Here is an 18,554-nt window from a genome sequence, read left to right as displayed (position 1 = left end):
AGGGTGATCACGCGGCAGTGCCGTAGTGGTAGGCGTCCGCGCGGGAGAGGCTGAGGGTTGCTGTCTCGCCGGCTTCGGAGTCGGGTCGTACGGTCCAGCCGGTGATGCGGCACCAGCCCGACCAGTTCGCCCACTGGTCCCGGACGGTGACGCGTACGTCGTCACCGATCTGCCAGGCCCCGATCGGGGCGTGCGGGTGATCGCGGACGGTGATCTCCTCGACGTGGCCGAGGGACTGCCGCCACGCCCGCTCGGCCTTCGCACGCTTGGCGAGCACGTCTCTACCGCGGACCTCGGGCAGCTCCATCACATGCTCGAGACGCAGACGCTGGTTGCGTACGGCTTCGATGGCGCGCTGCTGGGAGCGGCCTTCGCCACTGCCGGTAGCGATGACGACCTGCGCGTATTCGTCGGCGCTGTACGTGACGGGCGGGCTACTGATGATGTTGATGCCGCTGCTGAACGACACATCCGTCCGTCGGGTTCCGAGCCGCGGGTAGCCGAGCTGGATACGGCGGACCGGACGCCAGTCCTTGTCCCACCAGGTAGTGCACGTGTAGTCCGGCGAGTCCGGATCCTTCACGAGATCGTCGAACTGGTCGCCGAGCACGGGGGTCTCCCACCAGCGGGAATGCCACGGCTCGGAGGGAGTGCCGACCTTCGCCGTCGACGTCGTCGAGTCGACGCTCAGGCCAAGGTCCCCGTCGGGGATCGACTGGGCGTACGCCACGATGTCGCGGGCGATCTTGCACGGATCCGCGCGCACATATGGGCCGCGGCCGCCGAGCTCACCGTCGAGGTCATGCCGGTGCTGCAAGTAAGAGGTCCAGCCCGCGGCCTCCACCTTCAGCTCGCTGCCTTCCGGTTCGGCCTGCCAGATCAGCCCGCCCCACCGCAGATGACCGCTGCGCTCGGCGTAGATCAGTGTCGTTCCCGGATCAGCGAGCTCAGGGTGCAGCCACGCAAGGCGCGGTGACAGCGATCCTGAGAGGTGGCCGGGCCCGTTCAGTTCGGGGCCGAACTCGACGTCGGTGAGCGGAAGATGCGGGGCGAGCCACTCGCCGGTCAGAGCGTTCTGCGTGAGGTACCGGTAGGTCACACCGGGCCCTCGGTGAACTCCACGTCCGCGACGATGCTGCTCCCGGCATCAACGCTGAGATCACCCTTCCAGTCCTTGGACATACGAGCCTGGAGGAACAACGGCTGACTGGTCCCGCGGTACGCGGCAGGCAGAGTCAGGGTGTCGGCGACGATCGCTGTGGAGCGGCGGACGACCTTGCCCTGGTTGTCGTCCACGACCGTGCCCTGGCCGACCACCGTGCCGAACACCGGCTGCAACGTGCCGTAGAGACTGTCGAAGTCCAGGCGGAGCCCGGCAATGATGACTGTGAAGATCATCTTCGTCGCCCACTCGGGCACGGGGATCATCCACCTGGCCTCGGCCGGCCAGTTGTACCACTTGTTGTCATCCTTGTACGCCTTGGTCAGCTTCGTCGGGTAGGCGCTGTACAAGGTGCGCTCCCGGCGCGGGTTGGCCACCCTGCGCAGGTCTCGGATCATCGCCGCGGTGATTGTTCCGGTGTTCGCCGGGATGTCGAGGCGGGCTATCGCAATCCCCGTCACGCCCTTGGGGACGGCGGTTGCGGTGGACGCGACGTTGGGGATCACGTCGAAGACGTTGATCTGATCCTTGGCCGGGTCGAGGCCGCCTTCGAACTCCGGGTCGCTGATGCGCAGCACGATCAGGTCCGAGCGTGGCGTCGCACCGGTCGGTGCGACCGGCACCGTCGCGACACCGATGTTGTACGCGGTGTACGAGCCCTGCCACATGTTCGCCTTGCCGCGGATCACCGCCGAACCGTCAGCGATCTGCACCCCCGCACCTGGCACAGGTAGCGGTGTCACCTTCAAGTCGGCGGCCTCGGTGATGCCCTCGCCGCCGCGGCTGAGGTCTTTGATCATCATGCGGAACGTCTGAGCGGAGTGGGTGGCTCCATCGACGAGCAGAGGGGCTTGCGCGAGGGTCATTGGTGTACGAACGTCCTTGATTTCAGAGGGATATGTAGGCTTCGCGCCACGCGACAGTCAGGCGGGCAGTCGCGGTCGGATCAGAAGCCGTCCAGCGCAGTTCGCTGCGCCCCGGCGGGAGCACGAACGTGTCCAGCCGCGACGTGGTGGGAGCGGTGCCGCCGTTCTCACGCGTCACCCGGATCTGGCCGGGCCGCGTATCCACACGCACCCACTGGCCGGCTGCGAGCGTGATGGGCAGGCTGATGGTCCGGCCGCTCTCCACGTGCGTGATCACCGGGTTCGCGCACGGCCCGTGCACAGTGATCACGGGATGGGTGTCGATAGCCCCGTTGTTGGTCACCCAGCCCGGCCGGTCCTGCCCCAACGGGTTGCCGCTGGTGACGTGGATCGGCGCTTGGACGGGCGCGGTGAACCCGCCACCGGACAGCCAGCCCAGCCGCAACTGCGCCTGCTCCTCGAAGTCGGCGTAGTAGCGCGGGGAGGCGACGAACTCGACGTCAAGTGGAATCCAGCCGTGCGCCGCTTCCGCCCAGGTCGCCTCGAGCCTCGTCAACCGGCCGAACAGCACGCGGACGGGGGAGCCAGGCCATTTGATGCGCAGCGGCATCACCGCGCCGCCGACCGTACGGACCCTGGGGTTGTCGGCGATCGCCTCCAGGTCGGCGAGGATCTGCCGCCCAACTGCAGGATCGCCAGGGGTCTTGATGCCGCAGTCAATGCGCAGAGTGCGCGCCTCGTACCAGTCCGGCGTCAGCCACACGCCATCCGCACCAGGCTGCTCGACGAGTTCCCCGCGAGTGCCAGGACGGGCAAGGCCTTCGATCTCCGCGATCGGAATGCTGGTGTCGTGCCCAAGGAGGACGCCGCCGAAGTCCAGTTGGAAGTCGCTCAGTTCAGGGCTGCTCATCGAAGGGCACCCCCGCGCTGGGCCCGCCGCATCTGGTACGAGACAGCGGAGGCGATGTCATCCGCGGAGTCACGGCCCTGCGCGACGTGGATGGTCTGGCTGCCGATCGCCGGTGCCTGGTGCACCACGACGATCCGGGCGCGCCCGCCTGCGGCATTCACGAGCTTCTTCGGGGCGAGGCCGTATCCGAACCGGTCCGCGGTCTCGGACAGCACAGCGGTCGCCCGACCACGCTTCGCAACGGCGTGCGGGATGTACGACTCGGAGCCAGTCTCGGGCTCGGCGAACTTGATCAGCCCGTTCTTCGACGAGTACACGCCCGGCTCCCAGATACCGCCGTTCGCATACGCCTTCCCGGCATTCGCCTTCACCAGGTCGGCGAGAAACCGGTCCGCCTTGCTGCCGGTGGACTTGATCTGGCCCTTGCCTCGGTTGGCGATCTCGATGAGCCGGTCCTCGTCGATCCCCGTCGACTCGGCGACGGCGTGAATGCCGTGGCCCTTGGCGAGAGCGCCGATGAGCTTCACGAAGTCGCCGAGCTGATCCGAGTCGAGGGTCTTGCCCGCAGCCTGGGCCGCGCTATTGGCCTGCTTCGCCTTCTTCTTGTCGCGCACAGCTTGGGCGGCGAGCGCCTCGGCGTTCTCGTCGCCCTGCTCCGCCAGCCGTGTGGCCAGCGCCCCGTAGCCGCTGGAGGTCAGCTTGGCGAGGTTGTTCTGGAAGGTCGTGGAGTCCTTGACCGCGTTGCGGAGCTGCCCTGTGTAGTCGCCCAGCGTGGCCTTCGCGGTGCCGGCGAGCTTGCTGAGCTGCGCAGCCATCGACTTCACGTACTTGTTGGAGCCGCGGGCCATCTTGCGGGTAAGAGCGACACCGTCCTCACCCATGTCTTCCAACGCCTTGGCGACATCGGTGCCGGCCCGTCGGGACACGGTCGCCAGGTCGTTCCGCCAAGCCGAGGCGGTGCGTACGGACCTGCGCAGGTTCCGCTCGAACATGCCCAGGTCGAAGTGCTCCTTGCCGCCCTTGCTCTTGCGCTGCGACTTGGAGGCCACATCGGACACCGAGAACCCGGAACTGCCGAGCGGCTGGTACGACCAGTTCGACAGCCCTCCATCCGCGTACCACTCGATCCCGGACGGATCCCCGCCAAGGCGGCGCACAATCTCCTCGGTGATCGCCCGCGACCGGGGCCGCTTCGACCTGCGCAAAGGCACGTAGCCCTCGCCGTGTGTCTCGGGTTCAGCCCATACACGCCAGCTTCCGGCCGGGGCGATCTGTGCGATGTGGTTCTCCCGGACACCACCGTTCGCGTAGTAGTCGATCACCGAGCCACGGGCCTGCGGGGCTTGGATCATGTCGGGGATGCCGTTCCCGTCCCGGTCCGAGCTCGTCGGCTTGAGGAACACGCCGATGCCGATCGAACGGCCGCTGATCCCGTTGATCGCGCCCTGAATCCGGCCTGCCGCGTCCGTCGCGCCACTGGTGGGCACGGTGACGGTGACGTTCTTACTGCCCGGCACCTCGGCGATCTTGAAACCGAGGTTCTCCAACTGCTTGCGCGCCTCCCCGGTCGGCGCATTCACCGTGACGCGCTTCCCGCCGGGAACACCGGCGATCTTCTGCTTGACCGCCTCCAGGCTGCTGATCGTCGCCGCCGTCGCCGCCGTGACGTTGACATGCTTGCCGCCCGGCGTCTGTGCGATCTTCGCGATCAGCGAGTCCAGATCCGTGCGCGCCAGATCAGTCGGCGCTGTCACCTCAACCTTGCGGTCCTTGAGATCCTTGATCTTGAAGCCGAGCTTCTCCAGATCTTCCCGAGCATCGTTGGAAAGAGTGGAGATGGTGATGGTCTTCTTGTCCGGCTCCGCCTTCAACGCCTGCTGCACGGCGATGAGTTCGGCCATCGCCTCGTCCATGCCGGCGGTCTGGAGCAGGATCGACACCTGCGAGGGGACCAGACCCGCATTGTCGGCGAGCTTCGCTGCCGCCTCCGCACCCAGCCCGTAGCCCTCCGCGGTGGAGATAGCGGACTCGCGGGCCGTCTCCATCTGCTTCTGCGCCGCCTGCAGAGCCTCCGGAACGGACTTCCCGTTCGCCTCCGCGTACTGGTAGGCGGCCAGCGCCGCATCAGCAGAGTTCGTCGACAGGCCCTGCAGCAGGTCGTACAGCTTCTGCCCATTGCGGGTGACCGTCGAGAGCGAACCATCCACGCTGAGCAGGGATTTGCCGTACCCCTGGGCATTATCGACGCCGCCCTTCAACGACTCGGCCGCATCCGACACAGACCGGTTCAGCCGGGTCTCAGCAGCGGACAGGTTCACTGAACCGCCCGCGAGAATATTCAGGGCGTCGTGAAGGGCACGGGCACGGGTGTCCGCGTCCGCCGTCGTGTCGGACAGGCGGCGCATCGCGTCGGAGAACTTCCCGAACGGTCCCACCGCGTCGGCTGCGGACCGGCCCGCGGAACCATTCACGTCGGCGAGATCCCGGGCGTCCTTGACCGCTTGGGACATCTCGCCCTTGACGGAACCGAGGGCCTCCGCAGCGGCGTGCGCACTCTGGCCCACGTCGTTGTACATGACGCCACCGCCGCGCACAGGCTTCAGGTTGATCGCGGCAACGTCCTCCATGCGCTTCTGGAGCTTCCCCAGACCGTCGTCCTGGCTGAGGTAGGCGTCCGTGAGCTGCTTGATGGGCACCCCGGCCGTCTTCATGACGTCGACCAGGCGCTCCTTGCCGTCAAGGACCTTGGTGTCCATCAACTGCTGGGCGGCCGCGGTGCGGACGCTCTCCGTCACGGCACCGTTCGACTCTCGCAGCGCCTGGGTGAGGCTGCTGATCCGGGACTGATGCTCGGCAGCCGCCTGGGCCGCCTTCTGCTGGTGGGAGGCGAGCATCGACAGCCCGACACCTGCGGCGGCCAGTGCCACACCCCACGGTCCGCCGAGCGCACCCATCAGGCCGCGGGCCGCACCACCGACTCCGGTACCGATCGCACGCGCCACTCCGGTGATCGGCCCGTTGGCGTTCCGGAACGCGCTCGCCATCTGCCCCACCACCGGGATGCGGGTCTGCACCACCGCCAGGGCCTGGCCGATCCGGCCGATGGACTGCCCCTGCGCGGCCGCGAGAGTCTGCTGGAGTTTCATCTGGTCCCCGAGGGACCGGTACGCGCCCACGACGGGGCCGGACACCGTCTGACCGAGTCGCGACATCATGGGAGCGACACGGCGTGCCATGAGCATCGCGATGATCGCCGTTTGTACTGGCCCCGGCAGCGCCCCGAACCCGCGGACGAGGCCGGCCACGATGTGCCCGATCGGGACCAGTGCACCCGACACGGAGCCCGCAGCCGAGGAGACCAAGTTCAGGGCGGTGACGATGATGTCGAGCGCAGTCCCACCCGCATCAGCCTCATCCGCTACATCGCCAATCGCGTCGGCGACTGGGGAGACAGCGGAACCGACGTTGCGCGCGATGTCGATAAGAGCGCGGCCACCGTTGACGAGGACGTTGAACCCGGCAGCCGCGGTATCGAAAGCGAGGTCCCTCAACGGCCCGCCCAGACCACCGAGCGAATCGCCGACCTCATCAAAGCCCGACGCGATCGCCTTGGACACAGACGGGCCGGCCAGCGTGTACAGGTCGTGGACGTAGTCGATGACGGCCGCCATACCGGGCGTCGCCGCAGCCATCCCGGAAGTCAGCAGCCGCGTGACCTTCTCCAACCCCGGCGCAGCCGCCGCATAGAGGACCTGCCCGGTATTCGACGCTTGGGTCTTGAGCTGCGTGACCGCACCGGCGAGGCCCTTGGTCTGCGAGGCGGCGATCTCCCCGGCAGCGCCAGTGCGGGCGATCGCCGTGTGCATCTGGTCGAAAGACTCGACACCCTGATGCGCCAGCGCCGACGCACCCGCCAGCGCGGGCTTGCCGACGACATCGGCGAGAGAACCCAGAAAGTCCTTCTGGGACATGCGGTTCTGGGCCTTCTCGAAGCCCTCGATGACCGTGCGCAGGCCCTTGAAATTGCCCTGCGTGTCCCAGGCTTCGATACCGAGCTCGGCCAGGCCCTGCTTCATCCGCGCTGTCGGACGCGACAGGTTGGTGAGCATCCCGCGCATAGACGTTCCTGCTTTGGAGCCGAGGATGCCGGAGCGGGCCAGCATCGCCACCGCAGCCGAGGTGTCCTCGATCGAAATGCCGAGCTGGGCGGCGACCGGGCCCGTGTAGGACATCGCGTAGTAGATGTCCTTCAGCCCACCGGAGGCGGCGTTCGCCGACGCCGCGAGCACGTCGGCGGCCCGGCCTGCGTTGTTCGAGCTGAGCCCGAACTGGTCCATGACGTCGCCCAAATACCGGGCGGCGTCCGCGGACGAGAGATTGTCCGCAGCAGCGAGTTGCATCGCAGCCCGCGCGTTCGCAATGGACGACGTACTGGTCTGGCCGGCCTTGGCCAACTCCAGCATCGAATCCGCGGCCTTCGCCGCGGACGTGCCGGGAATCTTGAGGTCGGCGCCAAGCTCCCGGGCCTTCGCCGCGGCCTGCACCATCTCCAGGCCGGACGCGTTCGTGACCGCGCCCCACTTGTTGATCGACCGCTGGTACTCGTTACCTTCCTTCGCGATCTCCGCGAGACCGGCGACGATGCCGCCGCCGACCAACAGGCCGCGTAGGTGGTGGGCTTCTTGCCGGGCGCCGAGCAGCCCGTGACGGAGCTGCCGCATCGACGCATGCCCGTCCGCACCGACACGGCGCAGCCCAGCACGAGCACGATCCGAGTCACGCGTAAGGCCCCGCAGCCCGGCAGCAGACCCGCGGGCACCGGTCCCGATCTGGTTGAGATGCCGGCTGAGGGAGGCGGTGTCGCGACCCAGACCGCGCATCGCGCGGGAAGCCTGCCGGATCTCCGACAGGAGATGGGAGAAGTCCGCCCGCGCCTGAACGCTGAGCGTGTACGACGACACCTGCCGGTGCCCCTACCTCCCCGCGCCCCTCTCCTAACCCCCACCCTCAACTACCCCCTACTGCATACCGCGGGGCACCAAGCCGATACGTACCCCGTATCCGTCCGGGCCGTCCGGCACCTGGTCCTGCTCGTGCGCGATCAGCTCACAGCCGGTGCAGCGCACACTCGTGGTGACGTATGCGAACCTGTCGCCACCCTGCTGCTCGTCCCACTCTGCAGCCCGGGTCCCGCACTGATCACACACCCTCCGCTGGTAGGCCACGTACGTCAGGGCCTTCGCCCTATCGGTCTCGGTCCAACGGCCATCGCCCGCACCGAGGAACTGCGAGTGCGGGATACCCCACCGGTCACACAGCTCCAACTCAGTGCGGAGCTGTACGTCCGTGATCAGCCTTTTCCCAGCTCCACCGTCGAAGTACGGACGATCTGCTGCGCCTGCCACGACGCCGCGAACAGCGCGTTCGACTCGGCCACCGGCCACGAGTCGAGGAGATCCTGCGCGTCCTCCTCGCTCATGCCCTCCACGGTGTTGCCCTCGTCGTCCCGCTCGATGTGCGCGGCGGCTATCAGCGCCGCGGGGAACGTCTCCGGGTTCCACGCGTCCCCGTCCTCGGCCTGTGCCTCGGTCGGAGGGAAACGCTTGATCAGACCATCCAGGATGGGCCGCGGCAGCGCCTTGAAGGTCAGCTCGATCGAGAGGTTGTCGAAGAACTCCTGCGCACTCTCGACCTCCTCCTCCGCCTTCGCAGTCGCGTCACTGTGCGCGCGGCCATTCTCCGCATCCGCCATGCGACAGCGGGCAAGTTCCCGCAGCGTCTCGTCCAGGTGCTGCTTGGCATCCTGGTCGTCACAGATCACTAGCGTGTACTCAGGAAGCTGGCGGGCACGCAGCCGGGCCAGCTTGCTCGCCCAATGCGCATCACGAGCAACAGCCTTGGCCGGCGGGGCAGGAGCAGTCTTGCTCTCGGCGGACACCGGCATCACTTCTCGACCTTCGGTGCCACAGCAGCCGGTACGGCCGCGTCCTGCGTCGGCTTCTCCGTGATCGAGAAGTTCACCGTGAACTTCGCGGCCTCGTTGTCCGTCGAATAGTTCGGCGAGCGCGAACCGATCCGGACGGGAAAGACGTCCATGGACCGGGAGCCAGCGACGTCGCCCTTGCGGAGGAAGACGACCCAGCCGGTGTCGTCCTTCTTCAGCAGCTGCTCGATCTCGTCGGACACCTTGTCCTCGTAGAAGCCGAGGGACGAGTCATCGGCCTGATCGGTGCCGGGGATCTTCGACTCGAACGTCGAGCCCAGATCTGGGGTTTCAATGGCCTGGTTCTGGAGGGTCCAGCCGTCGATCGCCGCGATCGCATCGGTCAGGTCGGTGCCAGCGGCTAGTTCGGCGCGGGTGGGAACGTGTCCGGTGTCGGCGACAGTCTTGAGCCACAAGACGCGGGTCACTCCGCGCCGGGAAAACTTCTTTACCTGCAAGGTCTGCTGTCCGATTCCGGGACGGCAGCCACACATCATGGGAGGCCCCGTCCCTCGACGCACTGTCGGGGAACCGGCCCGAACCAATGGATGGTCGGGCGTCCGCGTGGGACCTCCGCGGTGAGAATGCAGACAGACTCACTGAGAAGCAGCGAGCTCCGAGATCCACATATAGATCACCATACTGCGCCCGAAGTGAACGCCCACACGGCTTCGAACCACCCACGAGTCACGAGATCAGATGCGGAACAAGCTGAGGCAGCTACGGACATCTCCCGGAAGGTGATCAACCGGGGAACCGTCACGAGCGTAGTGCTGTGCCCGACCGAGGGCTCGTCGCTGCGGCTGACCCTGGCCACCACCGGCCAGGGCGTCGTCCTCCTGCATCATCCGAGCTGATCCCGGCCCAGTTCACACAGCAGGCTCCGGTAGATGACCGAGGTGCTCGATGACCCGCTTGCGAAGGAGAAGGTACTCGTCCCAGCGGCGCAAAGGGCCCGGAGGGCGTTCCACTACACGCCCCTCGGTGACGGTCTGGCCTCGCCGGAACTGCTCGCGCGTCAGATCGAGTTCGATGCCGCTGGCCAGCCGGTTCCACATGTGGAAGCCATGCTGGACCCCGTCGAGGTGCACCTCGCCGGCCATGAGGTCGCCACCGAAGACGTCATTGACGATCAAGGCCGTGACGTCGCAGTGCCCCCAGGCCGGGTTCTCTGGCTGCCAGCCGGAGCGAGCCAGGTCATCCGGGGAGCAGGTGTCAGGGGCCCAGCTGGCGCGCAAGGCTTCGTCAAGGGCGAGCAGGTTCCAAGGGATCACGCCGTCAGCATCGCAGTCACCACTGACACCGACCCTGACGCAGAAGCCAAGCTCTTTGTCGGTGCTCCCTGCTATAACCGCCAGGTCGAATCAAACCCCTTGTGGAGGTGGCACTTTGGCAACATTCACTGCGCCCGTCGCACTCAATCTGACCACGCCGAGAGCTGTCACGCTCGCCTTCGCCGAGCTGGGCCTCGGATGGCAACCAGTCCCGCTCGACGCGGCGAACATCGATGGGCAAGCAGGGCTCTACGCCTGGGTAGACGGGATCGTGGACGAGCCTGCCGCCAACCTCGTCGATCGCGGCGTGCTGTACTGGGGCATCGGGACAGGTACTGGAGGAGTCGTCGAGCGGGTGCGCCGCGAGATCGGCTATGTGGGCCCCGGAGCCAGCCACGCACATGGGATAGCCGTCCGCCGCCGAGCAGCCGTCCCTGTAGCGGCACCCGTGACCGTGCAGGACACCGACCTCGGGTGGCTCACCTCGCCGAAATTCGACATTAAGCCGGAAGGTGCAGGCATCGCACTGCACTGGCTGGAAGAGATCAAAGACAGCCCGCTCCTCCTCATCAAAGCTGTCGAGCACCTGGCCATCCGTATCGCAATCCACTTCGGCGACACCGGCGCGCCCGTCAACAGCACACACGCCGGTGCCTGGGAGAACGACAGTTCCGCTGACTGGGCAGCATGGGCAGTCGTACAGCACCTTGCCGGACGTGAAGCAGACACGGTTCCTGCTGCTTAGCCGGGCCTGCGGATGGATACGGGGGCGGCGTCGGTGGCGTCGCTCCCGTCCCCTCTACGGAGAAAGACGACAGCTGATCCGCAGGACCAGCACCCGTGTCACGCCCGGTGCCTAATACTGCGGAGGACAGGCCGTGACAGAGAGCTTGTACCGCTGCACACAGGTCACCACACCATGCGCGGCATCGGATTGGTCGACACCGTCGTCGACCAGCAACTCCCTGGCCCACACATCGACTTCCGCCAGCACGATCGGCTGCTCCCACTCGCCAGAGGCCCCACGGCCGAGTACGGCGAATCGGACACGATCTGCGAGCCATTCCGCCTGATCCGCACGCGCCGCGACCACCGTCACCTGGTACGCCAGGTGCGCATCCTCTGCTCTGTCAGCGAGCGGGGCGCCATCGACGGGGCCGCCTTGTGGATACAACACCAGGTACGGCAGCGGCGCCGGTTTCCCGTCGAGGAGAGGGAGCTTGCCGAGACCGCAGGGCCTGCCAGTCGCTGCGGACAGCATGGAACGCAGAGCCGTGCCCACCGGCGCCCGCTCGATCACAGCTCGCCTCCTGCGAAATACGCGGCTGCCGGGCCTTCGATGCTGAGCACCCCGTATAGGCACAAACCAAGCGCGTCCCACTCCATCACCCCAGGCGTGGTCAGGACGACAGGCTCCTCTCTCCGTCCTCGTCGAGGACTTCGGCCACAACGACCGCCCGAGCCAGGAGGCCCCGCTCATGTTCGGCAAGCACACCGGCCAGAGCGTCCTCGAGGCTGTTGCTCATGTCGCTCACAACGCCCCCGAGACCGCGTTGCGAAGCTCCCGTACGAGGACCGGCCCGAAGGCGTTGACAGCCGGCCCCAGGTGCGGGAACGGGGGCTGGTTGTAGTGACGGCCCAAGGAATCAACGCCGACGAACCCGAACTCCAGCCGCCTGCCCTGCGGCGCGTTCGTGCCGACCTCGGCGACGATCACAGGCCCGGCCCGATGCGCGTCGGACTGCCACGATGCCCGGTACCTGCCGGTGATCACCCGTGGGCCGGGCCTACCGGATGCATTGCGCTGCACCTGCACCACCAGCGCCTTCGCGCCGTGCCGCATCGCGGTCTCAGCCGCGGACACCGCCGCCGTCCCGCCACGGTTCAACGCTGCCGCCAGCTGCGACGGATCCCGAAATGTCGCGCTGCTCACTGCGCCACAGGCTTCCGGTTGTGCTCTTCCAGCCATACGGTGCGCAGCACCGGGAACGACGACACTTCACCCAACGCCGATACCCGGTACGTGCGGTCGACGGCTTGCTCGTCGCGGGCTTCAACGATCAGGACGGTGTCGTTCTCCCAGACCTCCGGAGCCTCAAGAGGCAGCAGCAGCCGGTAGCCGGCACGCACCTCCTGGACATACGCACCGTCCTGCCCCGAGCCCTTGCTGCGGATCCGCTCCTGGTGCGCGTAGAGCCCCGCCTTGTCCTCGTACACGATCACCGGCGGCGCCGGCACAAGGTCACCCGTCCCTGGGTCGAGCATGTCCTCACCACTGCCCCGACTGACCTGCACCTTGTCCGGCATCAGATGGCGCTCCGCAAACCGGACGAGCCCGGACTGGTCAAGCACCCGCAGCCCACTCCCTCAGCTGCGCCAGCATCCCGCGGGTCAGCTCACCCGGCCGACCATCCAAGTCGTCCCGGTCGAGAACAGTCTCATCGAGCTTCTGCCAGTCCACCGCGTCAAGGAAGCCGATCACCACATGCCGAACATCGGCGGGCTCCACGACCACCTCGGCCAAGCCGTCGAACTCGACGCCACGCCAGCCCTGCTGTACGTACAGGGTGACCTGGGGGCCTTCGTCGACGGTCTGTGTGATCCGATACGCCTCTACAGCCGACGCGACATCGTGCCCGTCGATCTCGATGACCGCGGACTCCTCCGGGCGGGCAGCGATCCGAACGCGCTGGGGCTCCAGGTACGTGCTCATGATCCTGACCCTAGGTGCGCGAAGATCAGCCCCCGAAGAGCTGCCAGCAGCGTGTGGCTGACCTCCAACCGAGACGGGCGGGACCGGGCACGGTCCGCACACCCGGCTTGGGCCACGGATCATCAAACGTAGAGACCCCGGGGCGTCGAGCTTGGCCGCCGTAACGTGAAGCACGTCCCATTCAAAGCAAGCTGGCTGCTGCTTTGACCATGCTCTGCCCCGCTTCTCTGAGGTCGAGGCAGATCATGCTTGCTCCTGGGGATCAGACTCGTACCCGTCAGGTGTCCCTGCGAACGGCGCTTTCCGGATCACCCGCACGCGGTGGAGTGACTCCAGGAACGCCGAGGTCGGGCAGGGCAGGAGCTGTGCGCGGCGGGGTGAGGAGCGCGTGCTCGTAATGTGCGTCCATGATCTGGTGCAGGCGGCGTGAGCGCCGGGTCTTGGCCGTTGCCATTCGGCTTGCGCGGGCACGGGCCCAAAACGAGCGGCCGATCTTGCCGGCGAAAATCTCATCGGCTGCGGCGGCCACCCACTCGTCGGAAAGGTCCCCGACCTCGTACTCCATGGACCAGTGCGAGATCGCGAGATTCACGTACATGTGCTGACAGCGCAGCAGCACCGTGCGCGTGGAATCGGGGCCGCCCCAGCAGTCCAGGTACTCGGGATTCTCCATGGCCATCTTGGTCAAGTCGATGTGCATGGTCCTGGAGCCCTGCAGCCGAGTCGCCTTCGCTTCACGGGCCTGAAGCACCAAGGACACCGCCACACCAACAACCGCCAGCGCGGACAACAGCGCCGACACCGCCCCATACGCTTGGGCGATCTCGCTGACGTCCTGCCACTCCTTGTCCTTGCCGGGGTCGAAGGCCCGCAAAGCGAATGGCGACAAGACCACGAGACTCAGAGCGCCGACGATCGCCACAACCGACAGGGCCAGAACGGCAGCTCGGGACCGATACCAAGGCCGCTTCACGCTCGGGCGCTGGTTCACCATCGGCGGGCGCGGGTCCGCGGCCACTTCGCATCCCCCGCGCACCTGGCGCGCAGCACCGGCTCGGTCTCCCGCGCATGGAAGACCGCAAGATCCTCACCCGCGGCGTACAGGGCCTCGAAGTCTGTCCGGCACGCATCAATCAGCAGCGGATCAGTGTGCCGATACGCGCCGGCCAGAACACCGTCTGGCTTGTACCTCAGTTCAAAAAGCGAGTACGTCCCGAGAATGACAAGTTCGGAAGACCAGCGGGGGGGGGGGTGCCTGTAGGCCGGGTTGGCCCTGGCCGACCACGACGCGAATCTGCTCCCCAAGATCAACACGCTGCCGCAGCACGGCCATCTCCCACACCAAATAGTCCGACGGAGGAATCTCGACATAACGGACGCGGCGAAGATGGAGGCCCCGCTGCTCGGCGGCCGCGAACTGCCCGGCCATCCGCGGCCGTTCCTCTATCAAGAGATCCACAGCCTCCTGCCATGCCCCGCGGTTGAACGCCTCCCATGAGGCGAACCCAGGCTCCCTGAAGTGCTGACCGCACTCCACCTTGTCGACCACCGTCACACTGTCGTGGACGTAGTCCTTCCGGAACGCCGACAAGTAGTCCGTGGTGGGAAGGAAGCGTCCGCGTGAACTTGCAGGCAGTCCCACCAGACCGTCAATGCCGGCGAAACTGCCCTCGGTCATGCCAGGGCGATCGCTGCTACCCGGGTCAGGCATCGGGAATGTCCGGCTTGGCCGCAGCGATCAAGCTGCGCGGGATCACCACCAGCCGCTCGTCCGGGCCGATCGACGCTCCCTCGGGAAGTCGCGCCACGAGCTCCGGCGCAGCGACCCTGCCGATCACGGCCACGTCGCCGTTGGTCAGCTCCCAGATGTCAGGGCAAGTCTCCGTGGAACTGGTCAGCCCCAACTCCTGCGGTGACCGCCCCAGCCGACGGGAAAACTCTGCGCTCTGATCCGTTTCCCACGGACGCTCCATACCCAACCCCCGAATGTAATGGCATGCCTACAGCAAGTGAAGATCGGAGTGAGGCTAACAACCGCACACACACCCCGCAATGGCCCAGCCCGCCAGGCCCATTCCCGCACCGCAGAAGCGAGCACTACTCGTACCCCGGTCTGTTGCCGACACCGGATTCCAAGAACGCGCCGCAGCCATCGGCCTCCTGGCCCTCGTCCTTGCCGCCACGGTCCTGGCCATCATCGTTTGCGTGCGGCTGACAGAGCGCGTGCGGCGTCGCCGACCACCGGGATGACGTTTGCCAGTTCTCTCCTGTGCCCCTTACGTCACGAGCAGTGGTGACCTTGGAGGAGGCCTCCTCCAACTACAAGGCTCCGCGCACACCAACGCCCCGGGCCCCCGGCCGATGCCCCGACTCCTCGGCTCCGACGCACACCGGAGGTCAGGGGCCAGGCGGCGGGTTGTTGATCCCAATCAGTACCCCGATCACGACGATCGCAACGAGCCAATAGAGCTTGCCCTTCAGGCCCATCCTGTCCCCCCTCCCGTCCACTCGTTCTGGATCATCTCTGTGACCTGGGGGTCACACCAGTTCCGTGCGTAGTGCGACGAGGGCCCGGGCCTCCGGCTCGCTGAGCGCCAACTGGCTTGTCGGGACAGTGTCGTGGGAGTGCCCCTTGAACTCGACCTCCCACAGGCCGGCGATCTGCAACTCCGCACTCGCCGGGACGGTCCGTGTGCGGCCGGCCGTGGCACGGGCCCGGTTGTCGTTCTGCCGTGGCACCACCATTACCTGCTTCTCGGCGATCGCGATGTCGTCGTGACGCAGGCCCAGGGCCTCGCCGATACGGACCCCGGTGTCCAGGAGCAGGGCGAACAGCAGCCGATCGCGCAGATGCTCGCAGTCGTCCAGGATCTTCTGAGCATCGGACTGACCGCGCGGCACTCGCCGCACCTTGTCACCGCTCGGCCGCCGTAGCCAGCTGGCAGATCTGATGCCGCGCCACAGACCGAATGTGAGACGAACGGGATCAACTCGCAGGGGAGAGAGCCAGATCACTTGGGGTGTTCAGGGCTGTACGGATGAGGTTGTGCTCGTCACGCATGTAGGAATACGCGGCGTTGGGCGGTGGGCATCCCTCGCTCGCGGGGAGACCCGGCATCGCGTGCAGATACTGGGTCGGAGACTCCACGCCCGCATCCATGTACAGCACCCGGGCGTCCCAGGTGCACTGCTGTCCGCGTGAAGTCACCGTCGTCGTCACTGTGGCATCGCCGGGATTCTCACGGATGCGAATCGTGGTGTTGCCGCGGCGCCATGTGCCCTTGAACTGTGGGGGAACCGTTTGCGCACCCGTGTTGACGGATTCGGCGCCTATGGACAGCTCCTTTCGCGCCTGCCAGGAAATACTGGGGTCGACCGCGCTCGCCCCGTCTGCGGTAAGCAGCATACGGCCCGGTGCACAGGGGCCGCCGTTCTCGGGGGCCTTCTGCTGCTCACGGAAATGGCTCAGGAGCAGTTGACCCCGGCCCGGCGACGTGGCCTGCGCCTTGCCGAGACATGTGGCCCCACGCCGCCCTGCTTCAAACTGCACCCTGGTCGTGCCATCTGCCTGCGACACCCAAATGTCGAGCTTGATCACGAACAAAGGGCGACCGGCCTCCTGGCGCAGCACCCAGGTGCCGGTGAAGGGCTTCAGGTCCGTGCGAGGGGCAGGCTCGTCGAACACCGTCCGTTCTACGGCCCGTGCTCCTAGGCCGAGCCCGGCGAGCGCGGCCGTGACCGCGATTGTGGCGGCCGCGCTGCGCCAGGTGCTCCACCGGGCGCGCGGGCGCGGTCGGATTCGGGGCGGTGCGATACCCGCCTCCGGCAGCTCCAGCGGGTCCGGAGGTGCGACGGGTCTGGATGGTTCGGGGAATTCGGCCTGGACTCCGGTGTTCTGTGCGGGCGACTCCGCGTCAGCGCGGCGCCACGGTTTGTGCGGCAGTGGCCGGGCCGCTGCGCGGTCGAGCCGCGCGAGGAGTTCGGGTGGCAGCCAGGCCCCGGCTGGGGCGCGCCGGGTCCGCTCCAGGATCTCGTCGACGCCCGGCCGATCCGCGGGATCCTTGGCGAGGCAGTCTTTGACGAGATCGCTGAATGCTTCCGGTATGGCACCCAACTCCGGATCCTCGTATGCGATGTGGAAGAGGACCGAGTGCACGCTGCGCTCTTCGGCGTCGAACGGGGACCGTCCGGTCGCTGCGTAGCCGAGCACGCAGCCCAGCGAGAACACGTCGCTGGCAGGGGAGACGGGCTCGCCCCGCACCTGTTCCGGCGACATGAACTCGGGCGAGCCGATCAGTGCCCCGGCCGGGGTGTGCAGTGAGTCCGCAGCGGCGTCCAGGACATGCGCGATGCCGAAGTCGATGACGCGTGGCCCGTCCACGGCGAGCAGGACGTTGGACGGCTTCAGGTCGCGGTGCACGAGTTCCACCGCATGGATCCCGCGCAGGGCGAGCGCCATCCGGTAGGCCAGGATGTGCGCGGAGGCGGACGGTAGCGGTCCGAACTCGCCCCGGACGACGGCCTGCAGGGTCGGTCCTGGAACGTATGCAGTAGCGACCCACGGCACGTTCGCATCGGTGTCCGCGTCGAGTACCGGCGCCGTCCACCGCTCGTTCACTCGCCGCGCGACCCGCACCTCTCGGGCGAACCTCCGTCGGAACTCGGCCAGTTCAGCGAGTTCGGGCCTGACCAGCTTCACCGCGACAGTGCCAGGAGAGCCATCGTCGCATCGGGCAAGAAACACCCGTCCCATGCCGCCCGCACCGAGCCTGCCGAGCAGGCGGTACGGGCCTATGCAGGAGGGGTCGTCGGGGGCCAGTGGCTGCATGAGCGGATCTTTGCACAACGTGCCCATGCAGCGGCTGGTACACCGAAGACACCAACACAAGGAACGTCGCCGTCCCGCCCGCAAAACCGACAAGGCATACGCCGTCCACCTCTTCCACCAGCGTCCGGCCCTCCCGCACGGCGGACCCGGAGACGGCCCGCAGACCCAGCGTCACCTCACCGCCGCCACCTCGGTCCGCACCCGGCGGCAGCTCCTATCCGTGGCCAGAGGGCTTACCTTGGTTGCTCCCTGGGGGGCGACGGTGATGTAGCCGTGCTCGTAGAGGGCGTCGCAGCCGAAGTGCAGGCAAGTATCGCGATGTTGGCCAGGCCGCGCTTCTCACCGTCGCTGCGCATCGCGCGTTTTTGGGTCGAGTATCAGGAGTGAGTGCAGGGTGTCGCTCTCGTCGTCGCCGAGGACGGAGATGGCCATGACGTTGCGGTTCGGGTTCCAGGCGAGGGGCTGGCGGACTTCCGTCATGGGGATGTCGAAGCCGCGGATGCCGGAGAGGGCGTACACGTACTCCAAGGAGCTGCCGTTCTCGCCCGCATCCCAGAGCTGCTTGGCCATTGGCTTGTTCCGCCACGTCAAGGCGATGGTCCCGCCGAGGTACAGCTTGTTCTGGCCGGTGAAGAACACCCGGTCGCCCAGGCGCATCCTTTTGATCTTGGAGACGTTGACTTCCCGCTTGCCGGGCGCCACGCCCCACATGGGCGCGGATCCGTCGGGGAACAGCTCGTGAAGCTGGGCGGCGACCTTCGCGTGGAGCAGGTGCCGGTGGTCGTCGATGACCACCGGGTTCGTGAGGAGAGCGCGGC

General features: G+C 67.0%; 20 protein-coding genes. 1 reads left to right on the top strand and 19 read right to left on the bottom strand.

Going from position 1 to position 18,554, the window contains the following annotated elements:
- Positions 1-7 precede the first annotated feature (7 nt).
- The 7 genes from ACWIGU_RS03475 to ACWIGU_RS03445 all read right to left on the bottom strand — a co-directional run bounded on the left by ACWIGU_RS03475 (position 8) and on the right by ACWIGU_RS03445 (position 10,195).
- Positions 8-1,099 carry a hypothetical protein gene (locus ACWIGU_RS03475; RefSeq protein WP_454396924.1) on the bottom strand — a complete coding sequence of 364 codons (1,092 nt, stop codon included), beginning with the start codon at positions 1,097-1,099 and terminating at the stop codon, positions 8-10.
- On the bottom strand, positions 1,096-2,028 hold the full coding sequence (locus ACWIGU_RS03470; RefSeq protein ID WP_454396922.1) for a hypothetical protein: 933 nt from the start codon (positions 2,026-2,028) through the stop codon (positions 1,096-1,098). Before ACWIGU_RS03470 ends, ACWIGU_RS03475 begins: the two co-directional genes overlap by 4 nt.
- Positions 2,029-2,050: 22 nt before the next feature.
- On the bottom strand, positions 2,051-2,938 hold the full coding sequence (locus ACWIGU_RS03465) for a phage distal tail protein (RefSeq protein WP_454396920.1): 888 nt from the start codon (positions 2,936-2,938) through the stop codon (positions 2,051-2,053).
- The gene (locus ACWIGU_RS03460) at positions 2,935-7,659 is read right to left on the bottom strand and encodes a phage tail tape measure protein (protein WP_454396918.1); all 4,725 of its coding nucleotides are present in this window, start codon (positions 7,657-7,659) and stop codon (positions 2,935-2,937) included. The genes ACWIGU_RS03465 and ACWIGU_RS03460 overlap by 4 nt, the downstream gene beginning before the upstream one ends.
- A gap of 629 nt (positions 7,660-8,288) precedes the next feature.
- Complete coding sequence (locus ACWIGU_RS03455) at positions 8,289-8,876, bottom strand: hypothetical protein (protein ID WP_454396916.1); 588 nt, start codon at positions 8,874-8,876, stop codon at positions 8,289-8,291.
- A 5-nt stretch (positions 8,877-8,881) separates the two neighbouring features.
- Positions 8,882-9,415 (bottom strand): phage tail tube protein, encoded by a 534-nt coding sequence (locus ACWIGU_RS03450; protein WP_454397270.1) that lies wholly within the window; start codon positions 9,413-9,415, stop codon positions 8,882-8,884.
- 375 nt (positions 9,416-9,790) lie between these two features.
- Positions 9,791-10,195: a YunG family protein gene (locus ACWIGU_RS03445; RefSeq protein WP_454396914.1), complete on the bottom strand. Its 405-nt coding sequence runs from the start codon at positions 10,193-10,195 to the stop codon at positions 9,791-9,793.
- A gap of 115 nt (positions 10,196-10,310) precedes the next feature.
- Between ACWIGU_RS03445 and ACWIGU_RS03440 the strand changes: the two genes are divergently transcribed.
- Entirely contained in the window at positions 10,311-10,940 is a 630-nt protein-coding gene (locus ACWIGU_RS03440; protein WP_454396912.1) for a hypothetical protein, read from the top strand.
- Between the two features lie 111 nt (positions 10,941-11,051).
- Here the strand turns inward: ACWIGU_RS03440 and ACWIGU_RS03435 are convergent, their stop codons facing one another.
- From ACWIGU_RS03435 to ACWIGU_RS03380, 12 genes are all read right to left on the bottom strand, one after another.
- Positions 11,052-11,495, bottom strand: a complete 444-nt coding sequence (locus ACWIGU_RS03435) for a hypothetical protein (protein WP_454396910.1) — start codon at positions 11,493-11,495, stop codon at positions 11,052-11,054.
- A gap of 100 nt (positions 11,496-11,595) precedes the next feature.
- Positions 11,596-11,721: a hypothetical protein gene (locus tag ACWIGU_RS03430; protein WP_454396908.1), complete on the bottom strand. Its 126-nt coding sequence runs from the start codon at positions 11,719-11,721 to the stop codon at positions 11,596-11,598.
- A 5-nt stretch (positions 11,722-11,726) separates the two neighbouring features.
- A complete protein-coding gene (locus ACWIGU_RS03425; RefSeq protein ID WP_454396906.1) occupies positions 11,727-12,128 on the bottom strand; it encodes an HK97 gp10 family phage protein in 402 nt (133 codons plus the stop codon).
- Complete coding sequence (locus ACWIGU_RS03420; protein WP_454396904.1) at positions 12,125-12,547, bottom strand: DUF6093 family protein; 423 nt, start codon at positions 12,545-12,547, stop codon at positions 12,125-12,127. Before ACWIGU_RS03420 ends, ACWIGU_RS03425 begins: the two co-directional genes overlap by 4 nt.
- Positions 12,540-12,908: a hypothetical protein gene (locus ACWIGU_RS03415; RefSeq protein WP_454396902.1), complete on the bottom strand. Its 369-nt coding sequence runs from the start codon at positions 12,906-12,908 to the stop codon at positions 12,540-12,542. The genes ACWIGU_RS03420 and ACWIGU_RS03415 overlap by 8 nt, the downstream gene beginning before the upstream one ends.
- Positions 12,909-13,185: 277 nt before the next feature.
- Positions 13,186-13,926 carry a DUF6082 family protein gene (locus ACWIGU_RS03410; protein ID WP_454396900.1) on the bottom strand — a complete coding sequence of 247 codons (741 nt, stop codon included), beginning with the start codon at positions 13,924-13,926 and terminating at the stop codon, positions 13,186-13,188.
- Positions 13,896-14,222 carry a DUF6879 family protein gene (locus ACWIGU_RS03405; RefSeq protein WP_454396898.1) on the bottom strand — a complete coding sequence of 109 codons (327 nt, stop codon included), beginning with the start codon at positions 14,220-14,222 and terminating at the stop codon, positions 13,896-13,898. Before ACWIGU_RS03405 ends, ACWIGU_RS03410 begins: the two co-directional genes overlap by 31 nt.
- Positions 14,104-14,586: a DUF6879 family protein gene (locus ACWIGU_RS03400; RefSeq protein ID WP_454396896.1), complete on the bottom strand. Its 483-nt coding sequence runs from the start codon at positions 14,584-14,586 to the stop codon at positions 14,104-14,106. Before ACWIGU_RS03400 ends, ACWIGU_RS03405 begins: the two co-directional genes overlap by 119 nt.
- A 25-nt stretch (positions 14,587-14,611) precedes the next feature.
- Positions 14,612-14,881 (bottom strand): hypothetical protein, encoded by a 270-nt coding sequence (locus ACWIGU_RS03395; protein WP_454397269.1) that lies wholly within the window; start codon positions 14,879-14,881, stop codon positions 14,612-14,614.
- 565 nt (positions 14,882-15,446) lie between these two features.
- The gene (locus tag ACWIGU_RS03390) at positions 15,447-15,809 is read right to left on the bottom strand and encodes a tyrosine-type recombinase/integrase (RefSeq protein WP_454396894.1); all 363 of its coding nucleotides are present in this window, start codon (positions 15,807-15,809) and stop codon (positions 15,447-15,449) included.
- Between the two features lie 85 nt (positions 15,810-15,894).
- On the bottom strand, positions 15,895-17,736 hold the full coding sequence (locus ACWIGU_RS03385; protein ID WP_454396892.1) for a serine/threonine-protein kinase: 1,842 nt from the start codon (positions 17,734-17,736) through the stop codon (positions 15,895-15,897).
- A 339-nt stretch (positions 17,737-18,075) separates the two neighbouring features.
- A complete protein-coding gene (locus tag ACWIGU_RS03380; protein ID WP_454396890.1) occupies positions 18,076-18,531 on the bottom strand; it encodes a hypothetical protein in 456 nt (151 codons plus the stop codon).
- Positions 18,532-18,554: the final 23 nt, after the last annotated feature.

The organism is Streptomyces sp. NPDC055400 (genome assembly GCF_053644375.1).
This window is presented reverse-complemented; position numbering and strand designations above follow the sequence as displayed.